This window comes from Streptomyces sp. R35 (assembly GCF_041053035.1).
GTDB lineage: Bacteria > Actinomycetota > Actinomycetes > Streptomycetales > Streptomycetaceae > Streptomyces > Streptomyces lutosisoli.
This window is the reverse complement of sequence record NZ_CP163440.1, coordinates 4,119,328-4,135,072: the sequence shown is the minus strand read 5'-3', so window position 1 is coordinate 4,135,072 and position 15,745 is coordinate 4,119,328. Positions and strand designations below refer to the sequence as shown.

The following is a 15,745-nucleotide window of genomic DNA, read 5'->3' as shown; positions in this document are numbered from 1 at the left end:
CCTTTGGGCCACTTGGTGGTGGTGCGCCGGGTGTGCGGCGTACGGCTAGTACGTCAAGCCGTACCCGATCGGATACAGCACCTGCGTCGGGTCGTCCGCCCGCTGCACCGGCACCGGCAGGGTGCCCCGCGGGTGCCTCCGGCCCGCGATCACCCGGGCGGCCGCGCGCAGTTCGACGTCCGTCCAGGAGTACGCGGCCAGGCAGGCGCCCACGCCCGGGAGCTGGGCCACGTCGTACGGGTTGCGGATGGCGATCGCGATCACCGGGACGCCGGTGGCGACGAGCTGGTCGACGAGGGTCTTCTGGGAACCGGTCGCCGTCACGTTGTACGTTCCGACGACCACGGCGTTCGCGTCCCGCGCTGCCGCGACCGCCTTGGCGATCGTCGCCGTCGACGGTGCGGTGCCGGTGGACAGGGCCGTGGCCGTGAAGCCCAGCTCGGTGAGGGCGCCGGCGAGGACGGTGGTGGGCGGTCCGTCGGAGAGGGAGGGCGAGGCCGGGTCGGCGCCCACGACCAGCACCTTCGGGGTGCGCCGTCGGGACAGCGGCAGCAGGCCCTCCTTGTTGACCAGCAGGGTGGTGGTGCGGTCCGCGATCCGGTCGGCGGTCCTGAGATGCGCCGGAGTTCCGACCGTCCGGTCGACGCCTGAGTCGGTGACGAACGGATCGTCGAGCAGGCCCAACTTCGACTTGAGGCGCAGGACGCGCAGGATCGACTCGTCGAGCCGGGCCTCGGTCAGCTCACCGCCGCGCACGGCGTTCAGGACCGCGTTCCACGCGACGTCCAGGGAGGGCGGGTTGAGCAGCTGGTCGACACCGGCCTTCAGTGCGAGGACGGGGACGCGGTCGTCGCCGTACTTCGTCCGTACGCCCTCCATCATGAGGGAGTCCGTCACCACGACCCCGTCGTAGCCGAGTTCCTCACGCAGGATGCCGGTGAGGATCGGGTGCGAGAGCGTGGCCGGGTCGCCGGACGGGTCGAGTGCCGGGACCATGATGTGCGCGGTCATGATCGAGTCGATGCCGGCGCGGATCGCCGCCCGGAACGGCACGGCGTCGAGGGCCGACCACACCTCACGGGTGTGCGTGATGACGGGGAAGCCGAAGTGGCTGTCGACGGCCGTGTCGCCGTGGCCGGGGAAGTGCTTGGCCGTGGCCGCGACGCCCGAGCGCTGATAGCCCTTCACCTCGGCCGCCACCAGGCCGGCCACCGCGTCCGGGTCGGCGCCGAAGGAACGTACGCCGATGACCGGGTTGGCCGGATTGACGTTCACGTCGGAGACCGGGGAGTAGTCCTGGCGGATGCCGATCGCGTGCAGCTCGGCGCCGGCGATCCGGCCCACCGTGCGGGCGTCGTCCCGCGACCCGCCCGCACCCAGCGCCATCGCGCCCGGGAACAGCGTCGCGGGCTTGCCCACGCGGGCCACTATCCCGTGCTCCTGGTCGGTGGAGACGAGGACGGGCAGCCCGCGGGGCTGGGCGAGAGAGGCGGCCTGGATCCCGTTCGACAGATCGGCGATCTGATGCGGATTGCGGGTGTTGTGCGCCCAGGCGAAGTAAATGATCCCGCCGACCCGGTACTTGGCGACCAGCTCGGCGGCGGTCCTGACGCCGATCTCCTTGAGGTTGGCGTCGATGTCGGCCTGGTCGGGCGCGGTCGCCGAATGGCCGTACACCCGCATCACGAAGAGCTGGCCGACCTTCTCCTCCAGCGTCATACCGGAGACGAGGGCGCGGAGTTCCTGGTCGCGGGACCTCTGATCGGCGGCGTACGCACTGGTGCGGGTGGCGAGAGCGGCGGTGACGCCGGCGGTGGCGGCGAGAACCGTACGTCTGGAAGGTGTTGAAGGTCTGGGAGGTGTTGAAGGTGTGGATGATCTGGCAGGCCTGGACGTTCGATGTGCGGTGCTTCCCGTGCTGGAGTCGCGCACGTGCGCTCCTTCCCTCATGAAGGAAACTTCCGAGGAGTCACGAATATCCGGGAAGTTTCTTCCAGTCAAGGGTGTGCACAGTAACCCGGGAGGGGGCCGCCACCGGCGCAGTTGGAGGGGGGCGCGCCGGTGACGGCGTGCTGCCGGCCGCAGGCGGCGGAGAGGGTGGTCAGCGTTCGCAGCCAGCAGCGAGGCCGACACCGCACTGCGGAGACTCTCCGGCAGCATGCGGATTGGACGAAGGGGAGGGGGTCCGGGTTCCCGGGATTCCGGGGAACTACGGAAGTTGGGGCGAGGGTGTCGGGCGGGGGCGTTGGGGCTTGTCGGCGGGGCGTCAGGCGGCGCGGTGGGCCGACACCGACGGCCAGTGGGACTGGAGCGTGCGGACCGTCTCCGCGATCGCCGGCCGCCGAGCCGCCCCCGTGCGCCACAGCGCGTACAGCCGTCGTACGGGCATCGGGTCGAGCGGCACCTCCACCACACCGTCGGGAAGGGGCCCGCGGCCGAGGCGAGGGATCAGCGCGACCCCCAGCCCGGCCGCCACGAGCGCGACCAGGGTCGGGTTCTCGTCCGCCTGGTGCACGATGTCCGGCTCGCAGCCGGCGGCCCGCAGCGTCCGGACGAGCCAGTCGTGGCACACCCGCCCCGGCGGCTGGCAGATCCACCGCTCGCCCCCCAGATCCTCCCGCCGCACGGACTCCCGCCCGGCGAAGGGATGCCCCGCCGGGACCAGCAGATCGCACAGGTCGTCCCCGATCACCGCCTGCTCCACGCCCGGAGGGGCCGGCAGCGGCGCGATGTCCCAGTCGTGCGCGACGGCCACGTCCACCGCCCCCTTGGCGACCAGGTCGACGGAGAGGTGCGGATCGACCTCCGTGAGGCGGGTGTCCAGCCCCGGATGCCGCCGCGCGAGATCCGCGAGCACCCCGGGCAGCAGCCCCCGCGCCGCCGAGGCGAACGCGGCCACGGTCAGCCGCCCGGCGGGCAGCCCGCGCCGCTCCTCCAGCTCGGTCTCGGCGCGCTCCACGATGGCCAGCAACTCCTGTGCGGTGGCGGCGAGTTGCTCGGCCTGCTCGGTGAGCCGCACGCCGCGCCCCTGCCGTTCGAGGAGTACGGTCCTGGTCTCCCGCTCCAGCTTCGCGATCTGCTGGGAAACGGCGGACGGCGTGTACCCGAGCGCGGCCGCGGCGGCGCCGACCGTGCCGTGCACGGAGACGGCGTGCAGGGCACGCAGACGTTGCAGATCGAGCATGGTCCGCCCCATTCATCATTCATCGGCTCACAGGCCGGCCGGCTGGCTGGTGAGGCGGCCGGCTCAGTGGCTTTCATTAGTAATGCTTCATCCATCCTTGCAGCAATCATCGCTGGTGCTTCACGGTCCCGGGGAGTGATCCTCGACCCATGCGACCCGCCCACATCTGCCTCGCCGTCCTCGTCGCCGCCGTCTGGGGCGTGAACTTCACCGTCATCGAGGTCGGCCTCGGCCACTTCCCGCCCCTCCTCTTCTCGGCCCTGCGCTTCCTCGTCGCCGCCCTGCCCGCGGTCTTCTTCGTGGGCCGCCCGAAGGTGGCGTGGAAGTGGATCGTGGCGGTGGGGCTGGTGCTCGGGGTCGCCAAGTTCGGCCTGCTGTTCATCGGCATGGACGCGGGCATGCCGGCCGGGCTGTCCTCCCTCGTCCTCCAGATCCAGGCGGTCTTCACGGCCCTGATCGCGTTCGTGGTCCTCGGCGAACGCCCCACCCGCGTACGGCTGTCGGGCATGGGTGTGGCCCTGTGCGGGGTGGGCCTGGCCGCCGTCGACGAGGGCACGGCCGGTCCGCTCGGCGCCTTCGCCCTGGTGATCGCCGCCGCGGCCTGCTGGGGTCTGTCCAACGTCCTCACCCGCAAGGCGTCCCCGCCGGACTCGCTGAACTTCATGGTGTGGGTCAGCACCGTCCCCGTACTGCCGCTCCTCGGCCTGTCGCTCCTGACGGAGGGCCCGTCCCGGGACTGGGCGGCCCTGCGCGGTCTGGACTGGCAGGGCGCGGGCGTCGTGGTCTACGTCGCCTGGATCACCACGGTCTTCGGCTTCGGGGCGTGGGGATGGCTGCTGCACCGGCACCCGGCGTCCACGGTGGCCCCCTTCTCCCTCCTGGTCCCGGTGTTCGGCATGTCGTCCGCGGCGCTGTTCCTGGGGGAGTCGGTGAGCCCGCTGCGGTGGGCGGCCACGGCGCTGCTGGTGGGAGGGGTGGCGCTGACGTCCCTGGTACCGGGACCGCGGAGGGTCCACGTGGCGGACGCGCCAGCACGGGAGCAGGTCGGCGAGCCAGCATGAGGGCATGGCCGCAGTCGACATCCCAGGTTCCAAGTCCATCACCGCCCGCGCCCTCTTCCTGGCGGCGGCGGCCGACGGGGTCACCACCCTCGTACGCCCGCTCCGCTCGGACGACACCGAGGGCTTCGCGGAGGGCCTGACCCGGCTCGGCTACCGGGTCGGACGGACCCCGGACGCCTGGCACGTCGACGGCCGCCCGCAGGGCCCCGCCGCCCCGGAGGCCGACGTGTACTGCCGCGACGGCGCGACCACGGCCCGCTTCCTCCCCACCCTGGCCGCCGCCGGACACGGCACCTACCGCTTCGACGCCTCCGCGCAGATGCGCCGCCGCCCGCTGCTCCCGCTCACCCGGGCGCTGCGCGACCTGGGCGTGGACGTGCGGCACGAGGAGGCGGAGGGCCACCACCCGCTGACGATCGCGGCGGCGGGCGTCGACGGCGGGAAGGTGGTGCTCGACGCCGGCCAGTCGTCCCAGTACCTGACGGCTCTGCTCCTCCTGGGCCCGCTGACCCGCAAGGGCCTGCGGATCACGGTGACGGACCTGGTGTCCGTGCCCTACGTCGAGATCACGATGGCGATGATGCGGGCGTTCGGGGCGGAGGTGCGGCGCGAGGGGGATGCGTTCGTGGTCCCGCCCGGCGGCTACCGCGCCACCACGTACGCCGTCGAGCCCGACGCCTCCACCGCGAGCTACTTCTTCGCGGCGGCGGCCCTGACGGGCGGCGAAGTGACGGTCCAGGGGCTCGGATCGGGCGCCCTGCAAGGGGACTTGGGCTTCGTGGACGTACTGCGGCGGATGGGCGCGCGCGTCGACGTGGGCAGCGACCGTACGACGGTCACGGGCACCGGCGAACTGCGCGGCCTCACGGTCAACATGCGGGACATCTCCGACACCATGCCCACGCTCGCCGCCATCGCACCCTTCGCCTCCGGCCCCGTCCGCATCGAGGACGTCGCCAACACGCGAGTGAAGGAGTGCGACCGCCTGGACGCCTGCGCGGAGAACCTCCGGCGGCTCGGTGTCCGAGTGGAGACCGGCCCCGACTGGATCGAGATCCACCCGGGCGCGGCTCCCGTGGGCACGGCTCCCGTGGGCGCGGAGATCAAGACGTACGGCGACCACCGCATCGTCATGTCCTTCGCGGTGACCGGACTGCGGGTGCCGGGGATCTCGTTCGACGACCCCGGGTGCGTACGGAAGACGTTTCCCGGTTTCCACGAGGCGTTCGCGACGGTGGGTGCGGAACTGCCGCGTGGGTGAGGGCGGGTGAGGGCGGGTTGGCTCCGACGCGGGACGGACGGGTCGTCCGACGGTAAGGTCGCACGCCATGATCCTCTGGCTGAACGGCACCTTCGGCGCGGGCAAGACCACCACCGCGAAGGAACTCACCGCCCGCCTCCCGGAGTCCAGGCTCTTCGACGCCGAGCAGGTGGGGTACATGCTCTGGCACGTCCTGGGGAAGCCGCGGGACTTCCAGGACCTCCCGCCCTGGCGCGGGCTGGTGGTGGAGACCGCGCGCCAGGTACTGGACTACGTGGGCGGCACGCTGGTCGTCACGCAGACCGTCCTCAACGAGGAGTACTGGCGCGAGATCCGCACGGGTCTGACGGAGGCGGGCATCCCCATACGCCACTACCTCCTCCACACGGACCACGACACCCTCGTGCACCGCATCGAGACCGACACCGACCCCGAGAGCGCCGGCGCCAGGCAGTGGCGCCTCGACCACCTCGCCGACTACGACCGCGCCCTGCCCTGGCTCCGCCGGGAGGCGACCACGATCGACACCACCACCATTCCGCCCTCTCGCGTCGCCGAACTCGTCCTCACCGAGCTGGAGCTGGAGAGACCATGAACCCCACCGACGCCCGCCGCTTCCCGCCCGCGCTCGCCGCCGTCAGCGGGGTCGTGTTCGATTACGAGGACGGCAACGGCATCGACTACGAGCCGCACGGCGACTTCCTCACCGCCGAGGACACCACCCGCTGGCTGCGGGCGTGGACCGGCAACGCCGAGCTGGAGGGGGACGCGTTCCGGGTGTTCGGGCAGGACGGATCCGGCGGCTACGTGGCCTTCTGGCTGGTCCGGCCTGAGCGTGAACTCGTCGACCAGCCGGTCGTGTTCTTCGGTTCCGAGGGCAGCCTCGGCGTGGTGGCGAGCGATCTGGCGGGATACCTGTGGGTGCTGGCCGGCGGGGTCGGCCCCCTGGAGGCGGTGGACTGCCCCGGGCAGAGCGCGTCACCCGACCCGGAGCTGGTGGCCATCGCCGAGCGGTACGCGCCCGGAGCGCGGAAGCCTCCGGCGGATCTCGTCCTGGCGGCGGGACGGGAGTTCCCGGGCTTCGAGGAACTCGTGCTCGGGTGGTGCCGCTGAGTTTGGTTGAGTTCGGTTGAGGTCGGTGCCGTGCCGACTTCCGGCGCCGGGAATTTCGTTCGACGGCCCCGGGTGCGTACGGAACACTTCGAGCCGTGACTTTCAAGCTTGAGGGACCGGTCCTGGAAGGCGCGCTCGTACGACTTGAGCCGCTGGACCCAAGCCATGCCGCCGACCTGGCCGCCGCGGCGGAGGAAGAGCGGGGCTCGTACGAGTTCACCTGGGTGCCACGGGCGGACGAGGTCGGGCAGTACATCGACGCGCAGCTCGCCCGCGCCGCGACCGGCAAGCTCGCACCGTACGCCCAGGTGTCCGTTGCCTCGGGACGAGCGATCGGCGCCACGTCCTTCTGGGAGCCGCGCTCCTGGCGGACGGACGATCAACTCGACGCCATCGAGGTCGGCTTCACCTGGCTCGCGTCCTCCGCCCAGGGAACGGGCATCAACGCCGAGGCCAAACTCCTGCTCTTCCGCCACGCCTTCGAGGAGTGGGGTGTCGCCCGGGTGGACCTGAAGACCGACGCCCGCAACGCCCGTTCGCGTGCGGCGATCGCGAGTGTGGGTGCACGTTTCGAGGGCGTCCTGCGCAACTGGTCCCGCTCCTGGGCACCGGGCGAGGACGACCGCCTCCGTGACTCCGCGATCTATTCGATTACGGCGGAGGAGTGGCCGGAACGGCGGAAGAAGCTGGAGGAGCGGGTGGCGAGGCGCGTGGGGGCGCGCGGCGGGCCGGAGTAGGGCGTGGGGGCGCGGGCTTCCTGAGCGGTGCTGTTGGGGCCGCCCGCTTCTTGGCAGTGTCGTGCTTCCGCGGGCCGAGTAAAGGGCGCTCCGCTGCGCTACGCGTCGGCTGCGCCGATTCCGCTTCGCTCCACCCTTGACTCGGCCCGCTCCAGCACGGGGGAGAAGCGAGCGGGCGGCCGGGGGTGAGGGGTCCCCGGGTGGGTTTCCGGCGGCCGGGGGTGAGTCGTGGCCCGGGGTTGGTGGGGCGCGGTCGCGCCTCGCCGGCACGCCGGGCCGGTTTAGCGGCGTGAGGCCGGTGGGGTGTTGGGGTGCGCATCCGCCAGGTGGGCTTGGCGGCGAGCGGTGAGTGGGGTGGCGCGTCCGGCGGCGGGGGCACGCCGGGCGCGTTCAGCGGCGAGCGGCCGGTGGGAGGGGTTGGCGAGGGCCGGGGGCGCAGGAGGGGGTGATTGGCAGATTTGTGCCAGCGGGACACAGGAAGAGAGCGGGTGGAACGGGCCCTGCGTGGAACAGATCTGCCAATCACCGATCGCGTGTAATCAGCGAGGGCGCGTGGGTGTGCTCTTTGGGCCGCCCACCGGGCGACGGACGCTGGCGCCGACCTGGCGTGCCCCGAGGGCGCGACCGCGCCCCGCCCACTCACCGACGGCCGCTGGCGCCGACCCGGCGTGCCCCCGAGGCGCGACCGCGCCCCGCCCACTCACCGATGGCCGCTGAGCCGACCCGGCGTGCCCCCGAGGCGCGACCGCGTCCGCAAACCCCGGTCGATGTCGTAACCGGCCCGTACCGTCGGCCTACCTGGGACCCCCGCTTTTCCGGGCCGTTCGCTCGCTTCTTACCCGTGCTGGAGCGGTCCGGGTCAAGGGTGGCCCGGAGGGTCATCGCCGAAGGCGACGCGAAGCGCCCTTGATGCGGGGCCGTGGAAGCACGACACTGGCAAAGAAGCGGGCGGCCCCGACGGTTACTTGGAAGCGCCGAGGAAGGCGGTCCAGGTGCTCGCCTCATGGGCAGTGCCGGGCGACGCGTCCGAGACCATCGCCCTGATTCTGTCGGATCCGGCCACGAGGTCCGGGAGCGCGAGTTCGGCAAGACCCTGTGGGCCCGCGTAATCAGCCGATCAAGTCGGCGGCCGTGGAGCGCAGTTGATCGCGTACGGCGGTCAGTACCGGATCCCCCTCCGACCCCGCCCGTACGGCCACGAACACGTTCCGCGACGGCGATGTCCCCTCCGTGGGCAGCAGGGTCACACGGCGGTGGGCGTACAACGGCCGCACCAGCCGTGGGATCAAGGCCACTCCCTGGTCCGCCTCGACGAGTGCGGCCAGTGCTCCCCAGTCGTTGACGGCGTGCCGGATGTCCGGTGTGAAACCGGCCGCCGCGCAGACGGAACGGGTGACCGCACCGCAGCAGCTGCGGGCGTCGCCGACGATCCAGGCGTCGGTGGCGAGGTCCCGCAGGGCGACCCGTTCGCGGCCCGCGAGGCGGTGGCCGGCCGGGACGGCGAGGTCCAGGACGTCAGTGAACAGGTCGGTACGGGTGTAGCGCCGGTCGGTGTGCGGCGGCGCGGCGGCGAAGTCGACGGCCACGGCGACATCGACCTGGCCCGCGTCGAGCGCGGTGAACAGGTCCGGCGGCTCGGCCTCGACGACGTCCACGCGCACATGGGGGAGCCGGGCGGACAGCGCGCGCATCGCGCCCGGGAGCAGCCCCAGAATCCCGCTGGAGAAGCAGCCGATGGTGACCGAGCCGCGCCCGCCCGCCCCGTACGCCGCCAAGTCGGCTCGCGCCCGCTCCAGTTGGGCCGCGATCAGATCGGCGTGCGCCAGCAGGACCCGTGCCTGCCCGGTCAGCCGTACGCCCCTGCCGTCCCGCTCCGTCAGCGGTACGCCCGCCTCCCGGGCCAGCGCGGCGATCTGCTGGGAGACCGCCGAGGGGGTCAGGTGCAGGGCCTCCGCCGTCCTCGCCAGAGTGCCCCGGCGCTGGAGTTCGCGCAGGACGGTCAGGCGACGCAGATCGACAGTGAAGGTCTCGCTTATCGGTTCCACCCGGAAAGATTAACTGGACCGGAATCCCGGTGATCGGAAACCATCGCCCCATGAGCAAGACAGCCAAGACAGCCAAGACAGCCAAGACAGCCAAGACGACCAAGGCGACCAACGTGACCAAGAACTTTCTGATCCTCCACGGCTGGCAGAACCACCGCCCGGATGCCCACTGGCAGCACTGGCTCGCCGACCGGCTGACGGAGCTGGGTCATCACGTCACGTATCCGCAGCTGCCGGACCCGGACGACCCGGACCTGGAGGTGTGGCTGACGGAGCTGGTCCGGCACCTCGACGGGTTGCGGGGTGCCGGCTCGGAGCGCGTGGTGCTCGCCCACAGCGCGTCCGCCGTGCTGTGGATGCACGCCGTCGCGCGGGGCGTGCCGGGCCTCGACGTCGACCGGGTGCTGCTCGTGTCGCCGCCGTCCGCCTCCGTACTCGTACGACTCCCGGAGATCGCCGCGTTCGCCCCGCCCCCGCTGGACTTCACGCCGCCCGGCCCCACCCTCCTGGTCGCGGGCGACGACGACCCGTACTGCCCCGAGGGTGCCCTCGCCGTCTACGGCGACCCCCTGGGCGTACCGACCGAGATCATCCCCGGGGCCGCTCACCTCGACCTGGACGCGGGGTACGGATCCTGGCCCGCGGTGCTGGAGTGGTGCCTGGACGGGACGGCGAAGCTCACGGCTCGGCCGGCGGCCTGAGGCTCACCATTCCTCGATGTGTGCTTCGGTCTCGCGCCGGTCGCGGGGGTGCCGGACGCGGTTGGTGGAAGGGCCGAGGAGCGAGTCGGAGTGCGCCACCCACTGTGCGCTGGGGTGCGGTCCGGGGCGCTTCCCCCGGTCGGCGGTGGCGCGCTGTCGCGGGGTGGGCCGGCTGCTCCAGTCCCCGTCGCCCAGGACCAGGAGGGGGTCGAACATCACCACCACTCCGGCCAGGACCAGGAAAATGAACGGGCCGATGAGCATGGGGAGCAGCAGCGAGGTGGGCGAGTCGCCGGTGAACGATCCGTCGGGGCTGCCGTGGAGGTGCACGTCGACGGCAGCCATGCCGGTGTAGTGCATGCCGGACACGGCGACGCCCATGACCAGACTGGCTCCCAGGGCCGGCAGGAAGCCCCGGATCGAGACGGCCGCCCACAGCGCGGCGGTCGCGGCGACGACCGCGATCACCACGGAGAGCGCGACGGTCACCGGGTCGTACTGGATGGAACCGTTCAGCTTGAGCGCCGACATGCCCATGTAGTGCATGGCGGCGACGCCGAGACCGGTGACCATGCCCGCGGTGAGCAGTGTGGCGCCGGTGGCGCCCCGGTATCCCACGGCGAAGACGCCGACGCCGACCACGAGGATCGCGACGGCGAGGCTCAGCACCGTCAGGCCGACGTCGTAGTGGATACGGGTCTCCTCGACCCGGAAACCGACCATGGCGATGAAGTGCATCGTCCAGATCCCGCATCCGATCGACGCCGCCCCCAGCGCCAGCCAGCCAGGCTTCCACGACAGCTCGTTGCGCATGGACCGGACGACGCAGCGCAGCCCCAGAGCGCTTCCCAGACAGGCGATGAGGTAGGCCGCCACCGGTGTGACGGCCCCGTATCTGAATCCGTCCACTGTGCCCTGCATCTGCCAACTCCCCCCGAGTCATGGCTACTTGAAGGAGAAAGGTCTCGTGCCAAGGTTGCGTGAGCAAGCCTTTACGCGCGGTGTTCGAGTTAACTCTGTGATGGCGGTGGCAGGATTTCGGGCACAGGTGGGGGAAATCCGGTGAAATCCAGTCGATGAAATCCAGCGATGGGCGCAGGGGAGTCAGGCGGCGTCGTTCAGGAGGCGGGAGAGGTGCTCGCGACCCGGGCCGAGCAGCCCGGCCAGCGGTGCCGCGGCCTCGTACCACCGCTTCTCGTACTCCCAGCACAGCCAGCCGTCCCAGCCCCGGCGGGAGAGGAGTTCGACGCACTCGGAGAGGGGGAGGACGCCGGCGCCGAGCGGGAGCGGGGTGGTGTCCTCGGCGGAGGCGATGTCCTTGACCTGGACGTATCCGAGGAACGGGGACAGCGCCGCATACGTCTCCGCCGGCTGCTCGCCGCCCAGCCAGGTGTGCATCACGTCCCACAGCGAGCCCACCTGGCGGTGGCCGACCGCGCCCAGGACGCGGATCGCGTCGGCGCCGGTGCGGTGCGAGTCGTGCGTCTCCAGCAGGATCCGTACGCCCAGGTCGGCGGCGTACTCCGCCGCCGTGCCGAGGCGGCGGGCCGCCGTCGCGTCGGCCTCGCCGGGCCCCTGGCCGGGGTCGCCGCCCGGGAAGACGCGGATGAAGGGGGCGCCCAGATCCCGGGCCAGGCCGAGGAGCTCGCGGATCTCGTCCAGTACGGGTGTGTCGTCGCCCGGCGCCGCGACGCGCGCGTACCCGGCCAGTCCCAGGACCTCGATACCGCCCGCCTTGAACTCCGCGACCACGTCGGCCCGTTCGGCCGGACCGAGGCCCGGGTGCACCGGTTCCTCGGGGTGGGCGCGCAGTTCGACGCCGTGGTAACCGTGCGCGGCGGCGAGGCGCACGACGTCGGGGATCGGGAGTCCGGGCACGCCGAGCGTGGAGAAGGCGAACTTCATGGGGCGGACCTTACGGGGTGAAGATTGCCTGAGAAACGCTGTGTTCGGCTCGTGGGCGGATGCTTGGAATCATTATCTTTCGCGGCATGGCAGATGTCCTGGGGGGAGCCCGGAAACGGGTGTGGGAGCAGGAGCGGGAGCAGGGGTGGGAACGGGGATGGGGTCTCGGTTCGCGTGAACGGTGGATCGCCGCCGTGGCCGAGTCGCTGGTCAGCGCCGTGTCCGTGGTGTGGTGGTGCCGTCTCCTGTGGCGGGGGCGGAACGAGCTGTACATGGTGGCGCCCGCGACTGCCCTGATCGTCACGGTGGCCGTGTCGCTGGCGGTGAGCCGGGCCCTGTGGCTGGGCGGCGACGGCGGGCGGCTGCGGCGGCTGAACCTGGCGTTGATCGCCGTACGAGGTGTGGGGGTACTGACGCTGTCGCTCTGGCTGCTCCACGAGGTGTAGCCCGCCGGGGTCTCTTGATCCGCCGGGACCTCTGGTCATTCGGAGGCGCCGTGCAGGTCCAGCCGCCAGTCCTGGCCGAGGAGGTCCACGCCGAAGGAGCGGTGCGGTTTCTCGGAGACGAGGACGAAGCCGTGGCGCTGGTAGATGCGGCGGGCGGCGGCGAGGACGTCGTTGGTCCACAGGACGAGCTCGCGATAGCCGACGCCGCGCGCGAAGCCGATGACGGCCTCGACGAGCCGGTCCCCGATCCGCAGCCCGCGCGCGTCCGGCTCGACGAGGAGCAGCCGGAGCCGGGCGGTGCCGGGCGCGTCGTCCCGTACGCACATCACGCAGCCCACCGGCCGCCCGTCGAGCTCGGCGATCCACACCCGCTCCAGGTGCGGATCGTGATCCTCGGCGAAGTCGGCGACGATCCTCGCCACCAGGCCCTCGTAGTCGGTGTTCCACCCGAACTCGGCCGCGTACCGCGCGGCGTTGCGCTGCACGATCCAGCCGAGGTCACCGGGCCCCGGCTCGCGCAGTACGACGTCCTCGTGGCGGGGGACCCGGTCGTCGCCCAGGATCGTCCGCACCGTGCGCATCGCCTCCGCGAGCCGCTGCCGGTCGTCCGGGGCCACGGAGGCGAGCAGCGCCCCGACGGTTTCCCGGGCCCGCTCGTCGAGCAGGTCGGCGGCGTCCCGGCCCCGCGCGGTGAGCGTGATCCGCCGGCGGCGCGGGTCCTGCTCGGACGGGGCCCGTTCGACCAGCCCGTCCTGCTCGAACTTGTTGAGGATCCGGCTCAAGTACCCCGAGTCCAGGGAGAGTTCGGTACGCAGGTCCACCGCGTCGGTGCGCGGGGAGTGTGCGAGCTCGTACAGGACGCGTGACTCGGTGAGGGTGTACGGCGCGTAGAGGTGACGGCCGTAGTCGAGTGCGCCGATGACGTTCGTGTAGAAGCGGTTGAAGGAGCGGATGTCCTGGACCGTCATGATCGCCCCCGGAATTCCGGATTTATGGCTGACTCAGTCAGAGATACCGATGCTCCGAGGATAGAGCGGACACCCACGCACCGCCTAGCCCTCGTCGCCCGCCCGGTAGACGCACACGTCCACCCCCGTCTTGCTGGTGACCGTGGAGACCAGTTCCAGCGGGCGCTTCACGCCGTCCTCGGGGAAGATCGTCTTGCCGCCGCCGAGGATCACCGGCATGCGCATGAGCCGGAGCTCGTCGACCAGACCCTCGTGCAGGAGGGTGCGTACGAGGGTGGGGCTGCCCATGATCGACAGGTCGCCGCCGTCGGACTCGTGCAGCTCCCGGACGCGGGCGACGGCGTCGGCGCCGGGGATGAGCGTGGTGTTGTTCCAGGCCGTCACGTCGGCCTCGGCCAGGGTGCCGGACACGACGTACTTCTTGAAGGAGTTCATCTGGTCGGCGAACGGGTCGCCCGCCCGCTCGGGCCAGGCCGCCGCCATCGTCTGCCACGTACGGCGTCCGAACAGCAGGGCGTCCGCCTTGGACAGTGCGTCGGCGAAGGCGCCGCCCACGACCTCCGGGTCGAAGTACTGGTGCGTCCAGCCGCCGTGCGCGAAGCCGCCCTCGGTGTCCTCGTCGGGGCCGCCGGGCGCCTGTACGACGCCGTCCAGGCTGATGAACTCGCTGATCACGATGCGCATGTGAGGTGCTCCTCTTGTCTCGCTCAGGTGATTACGGCAATGAAGACCACCACACGGCCCGGAACTCATCGCTCCCACACCCACGAGATTCGCCCCCCCCGCCCCTACCCGTCCCATCCCGTTCCTGGGGCTCCGCCCCAGACCCCGTTCGGTTGTGAGTCGGGTGCGGGTGGGTGGGGTCTGGTCCAAAAGATTGCGCAGTTCCCCGCGCCCCTAAAAGACCGCCGGCCCACCCCGGGTGCCTCTAAGGGGCGCGGGGAACTGCGCGACCAGCCCCCACCCACCCGCAGCCAAAGAACCACCTAGGGGGTCTGGGGGCGGAGCCCCCAGCGAGCCCCGCATCAACGCCGGATGCCCGATCAACCACCGGCCCGCTTACAACCGCGGCCCTCCGGAGGACCCCCGCACCATCAACTCCCCCCGCACCGTAGCGATCCCCCCAGGCGGCGGCTCCTCCCGCCCCATGGCGATCCGCCCGGCCCGGGCCCCCGCCTCGGACAGCGGAAGCCGCACGGTAGTGAGCGCGGGCACGGCATCGATGCTGAACGGCAGATCGTCGAACCCCGCGACGGACACGTCGTCCGGGATACGCAGCCCGGAGTCCCGCAGCGCGGCACACGCACCGAGCGCCACCGTGTCGTTCGCGGCGACGACAGCCGTCAACGACGGGTCACGGCGCAGGAGTTCGAGGGTCGCCTCGTATCCGGAACGGCGGTCGTAGCGGCCGTACACCGTCCACCGCGGATCGTCCTCGATGCCGTGCGCGGCCAGCGCGTCACGGTGGCCTTCGAGACGGTGGCGCGTCGTCGTGCGCTCCTGCGGGCCCGCGATGTAGCCGAGCCGCCGGTGTCCGAGCCCGATCAGATGCTCGGTGAGCTGCTGGCCGCCCCCGCGGTTGTCGAAGGTGAGCGCGATCGCCTCGGCGGCCTCGGGCGCGGGCGGCCGGCCGCACAGGACGACCTTGGTCCCGGCCTCGGCCAGCTTGCGCAGCTTCGCGGAGACGGCAGTGGCGTGCGCGGTGTCCTCGACGGCGCCGCCGGTGAGGACGACCGCGGCGGCGCGTTGGCGCTGAAGGAGCGTGAGGTAGGTGAGTTCGCGCTCCGGGGAGCCGCCGGTGTTGCACACGACCCCGAGCCGCTCGCCGCCCGCGCGCCCCCCGGGGCCGCCGATCTCCGACTGGATCGCGGCCGCCATGATCCCGAAGAAGGGGTCGGCGATGTCGTTGACGAGGATCCCGACGAGGTCGGAGGTGGCCGCGGCCAGCGAGCTGGCCGGTCCGTTCAGCACGTAGTCCAGCTCGTCGACCGCGCGCAGGACCCGCTCACGGGTGGAAGCGGCCACGGGATAGTTCCCGTTCAGTACCCGCGACACCGTCGCGGGGGAGACCTGGGCGCGGGCCGCCACGTCCGCCAGGGTCACCGTCATCTCGTAGTCCTCCGGTCGCGCATGTCGTCGTACCTCTTCGTACGTCGTCGAGCCGAGTGGTGTCTCGTCGAACACGGGGGTGTAAGTCGTGCATACCGCTTCCCCTGGCCACGGCCTGTGCAGACCTTAAGGCCACCAGCCCCCGTTGTTCGCCCCCTCGAACAACTCGTCCTCGTCACGGTCTTGTCCAGACCGCTGCAGAGAGGCTAGCTTCT

General features: G+C 71.6%; 15 protein-coding genes. 7 read left to right on the top strand and 8 right to left on the bottom strand.

Features of this window, described 5'->3' with window-relative positions:
• Window positions 1-45 precede the first annotated feature (45 nt).
• Both AB5J50_RS18920 and AB5J50_RS18915 read right to left on the bottom strand, forming a co-directional pair.
• Window positions 46-1,932, bottom strand: a complete 1,887-nt coding sequence (locus tag AB5J50_RS18920; RefSeq protein ID WP_369259560.1) for a glycoside hydrolase family 3 protein — start codon at window positions 1,930-1,932, stop codon at window positions 46-48.
• A gap of 334 nt (window positions 1,933-2,266) precedes the next feature.
• The gene (locus AB5J50_RS18915) at window positions 2,267-3,184 is read right to left on the bottom strand and encodes a LysR family transcriptional regulator (protein ID WP_327428887.1); all 918 of its coding nucleotides are present in this window, start codon (window positions 3,182-3,184) and stop codon (window positions 2,267-2,269) included.
• A 149-nt stretch (window positions 3,185-3,333) separates the two neighbouring features.
• On the opposite strand from AB5J50_RS18915, the gene AB5J50_RS18910 reads away from it, so the two are divergent.
• From AB5J50_RS18910 to AB5J50_RS18890, 5 genes are all read left to right on the top strand, one after another.
• A complete protein-coding gene (locus AB5J50_RS18910) occupies window positions 3,334-4,245 on the top strand; it encodes an EamA family transporter (RefSeq protein WP_369259558.1) in 912 nt (303 codons plus the stop codon).
• Window positions 4,246-4,249: 4 nt separating this feature from the next.
• Entirely contained in the window at window positions 4,250-5,506 is a 1,257-nt protein-coding gene (aroA, locus tag AB5J50_RS18905) for a 3-phosphoshikimate 1-carboxyvinyltransferase (RefSeq protein ID WP_369259556.1), read from the top strand.
• Window positions 5,507-5,573: 67 nt separating this feature from the next.
• Window positions 5,574-6,101 (top strand): AAA family ATPase, encoded by a 528-nt coding sequence (locus tag AB5J50_RS18900; RefSeq protein ID WP_369259554.1) that lies wholly within the window; start codon window positions 5,574-5,576, stop codon window positions 6,099-6,101.
• Window positions 6,098-6,619, top strand: a complete 522-nt coding sequence (locus AB5J50_RS18895) for an SMI1/KNR4 family protein (RefSeq protein WP_369259552.1) — start codon at window positions 6,098-6,100, stop codon at window positions 6,617-6,619. The genes AB5J50_RS18900 and AB5J50_RS18895 overlap by 4 nt, the downstream gene beginning before the upstream one ends.
• 95 nt (window positions 6,620-6,714) lie before the next feature.
• Complete coding sequence (locus tag AB5J50_RS18890; protein ID WP_369259550.1) at window positions 6,715-7,356, top strand: GNAT family N-acetyltransferase; 642 nt, start codon at window positions 6,715-6,717, stop codon at window positions 7,354-7,356.
• Window positions 7,357-8,465: 1,109 nt separating this feature from the next.
• Here AB5J50_RS18890 and AB5J50_RS18885 read toward each other — a convergent pair.
• Window positions 8,466-9,401, bottom strand: coding sequence for a LysR family transcriptional regulator (locus AB5J50_RS18885; protein ID WP_369259548.1), 936 nt, complete (start codon window positions 9,399-9,401; stop codon window positions 8,466-8,468).
• Between the two features lie 50 nt (window positions 9,402-9,451).
• Here AB5J50_RS18885 and AB5J50_RS18880 point away from each other — a divergent pair, with 50 nt between their 5' ends.
• Window positions 9,452-10,102, top strand: a complete 651-nt coding sequence (locus AB5J50_RS18880; protein WP_369259546.1) for an RBBP9/YdeN family alpha/beta hydrolase — start codon at window positions 9,452-9,454, stop codon at window positions 10,100-10,102.
• Window positions 10,103-10,105: 3 nt separating this feature from the next.
• Here the strand turns inward: AB5J50_RS18880 and AB5J50_RS18875 are convergent, their stop codons facing one another.
• Together AB5J50_RS18875 and AB5J50_RS18870 are read right to left on the bottom strand one after the other, a co-directional pair.
• Complete coding sequence (locus AB5J50_RS18875; RefSeq protein WP_369259544.1) at window positions 10,106-11,023, bottom strand: MHYT domain-containing protein; 918 nt, start codon at window positions 11,021-11,023, stop codon at window positions 10,106-10,108.
• A 183-nt stretch (window positions 11,024-11,206) separates the two neighbouring features.
• Entirely contained in the window at window positions 11,207-12,007 is an 801-nt protein-coding gene (locus AB5J50_RS18870; RefSeq protein WP_369259542.1) for a sugar phosphate isomerase/epimerase family protein, read from the bottom strand.
• An 86-nt stretch (window positions 12,008-12,093) separates the two neighbouring features.
• Between AB5J50_RS18870 and AB5J50_RS18865 the strand changes: the two genes are divergently transcribed.
• Window positions 12,094-12,453 (top strand): hypothetical protein, encoded by a 360-nt coding sequence (locus AB5J50_RS18865; RefSeq protein WP_369259540.1) that lies wholly within the window; start codon window positions 12,094-12,096, stop codon window positions 12,451-12,453.
• 35 nt (window positions 12,454-12,488) lie between these two features.
• Here the strand turns inward: AB5J50_RS18865 and AB5J50_RS18860 are convergent, their stop codons facing one another.
• From AB5J50_RS18860 to AB5J50_RS18850, 3 genes are all read right to left on the bottom strand, one after another.
• Window positions 12,489-13,421 carry a GNAT family N-acetyltransferase gene (locus tag AB5J50_RS18860; protein WP_369259538.1) on the bottom strand — a complete coding sequence of 311 codons (933 nt, stop codon included), beginning with the start codon at window positions 13,419-13,421 and terminating at the stop codon, window positions 12,489-12,491.
• Between the two features lie 84 nt (window positions 13,422-13,505).
• Window positions 13,506-14,105: a dihydrofolate reductase family protein gene (locus tag AB5J50_RS18855; protein WP_369259536.1), complete on the bottom strand. Its 600-nt coding sequence runs from the start codon at window positions 14,103-14,105 to the stop codon at window positions 13,506-13,508.
• Window positions 14,106-14,480: 375 nt separating this feature from the next.
• Window positions 14,481-15,530: a LacI family DNA-binding transcriptional regulator gene (locus AB5J50_RS18850; RefSeq protein ID WP_327435030.1), complete on the bottom strand. Its 1,050-nt coding sequence runs from the start codon at window positions 15,528-15,530 to the stop codon at window positions 14,481-14,483.
• Window positions 15,531-15,745 lie beyond the last annotated feature (215 nt).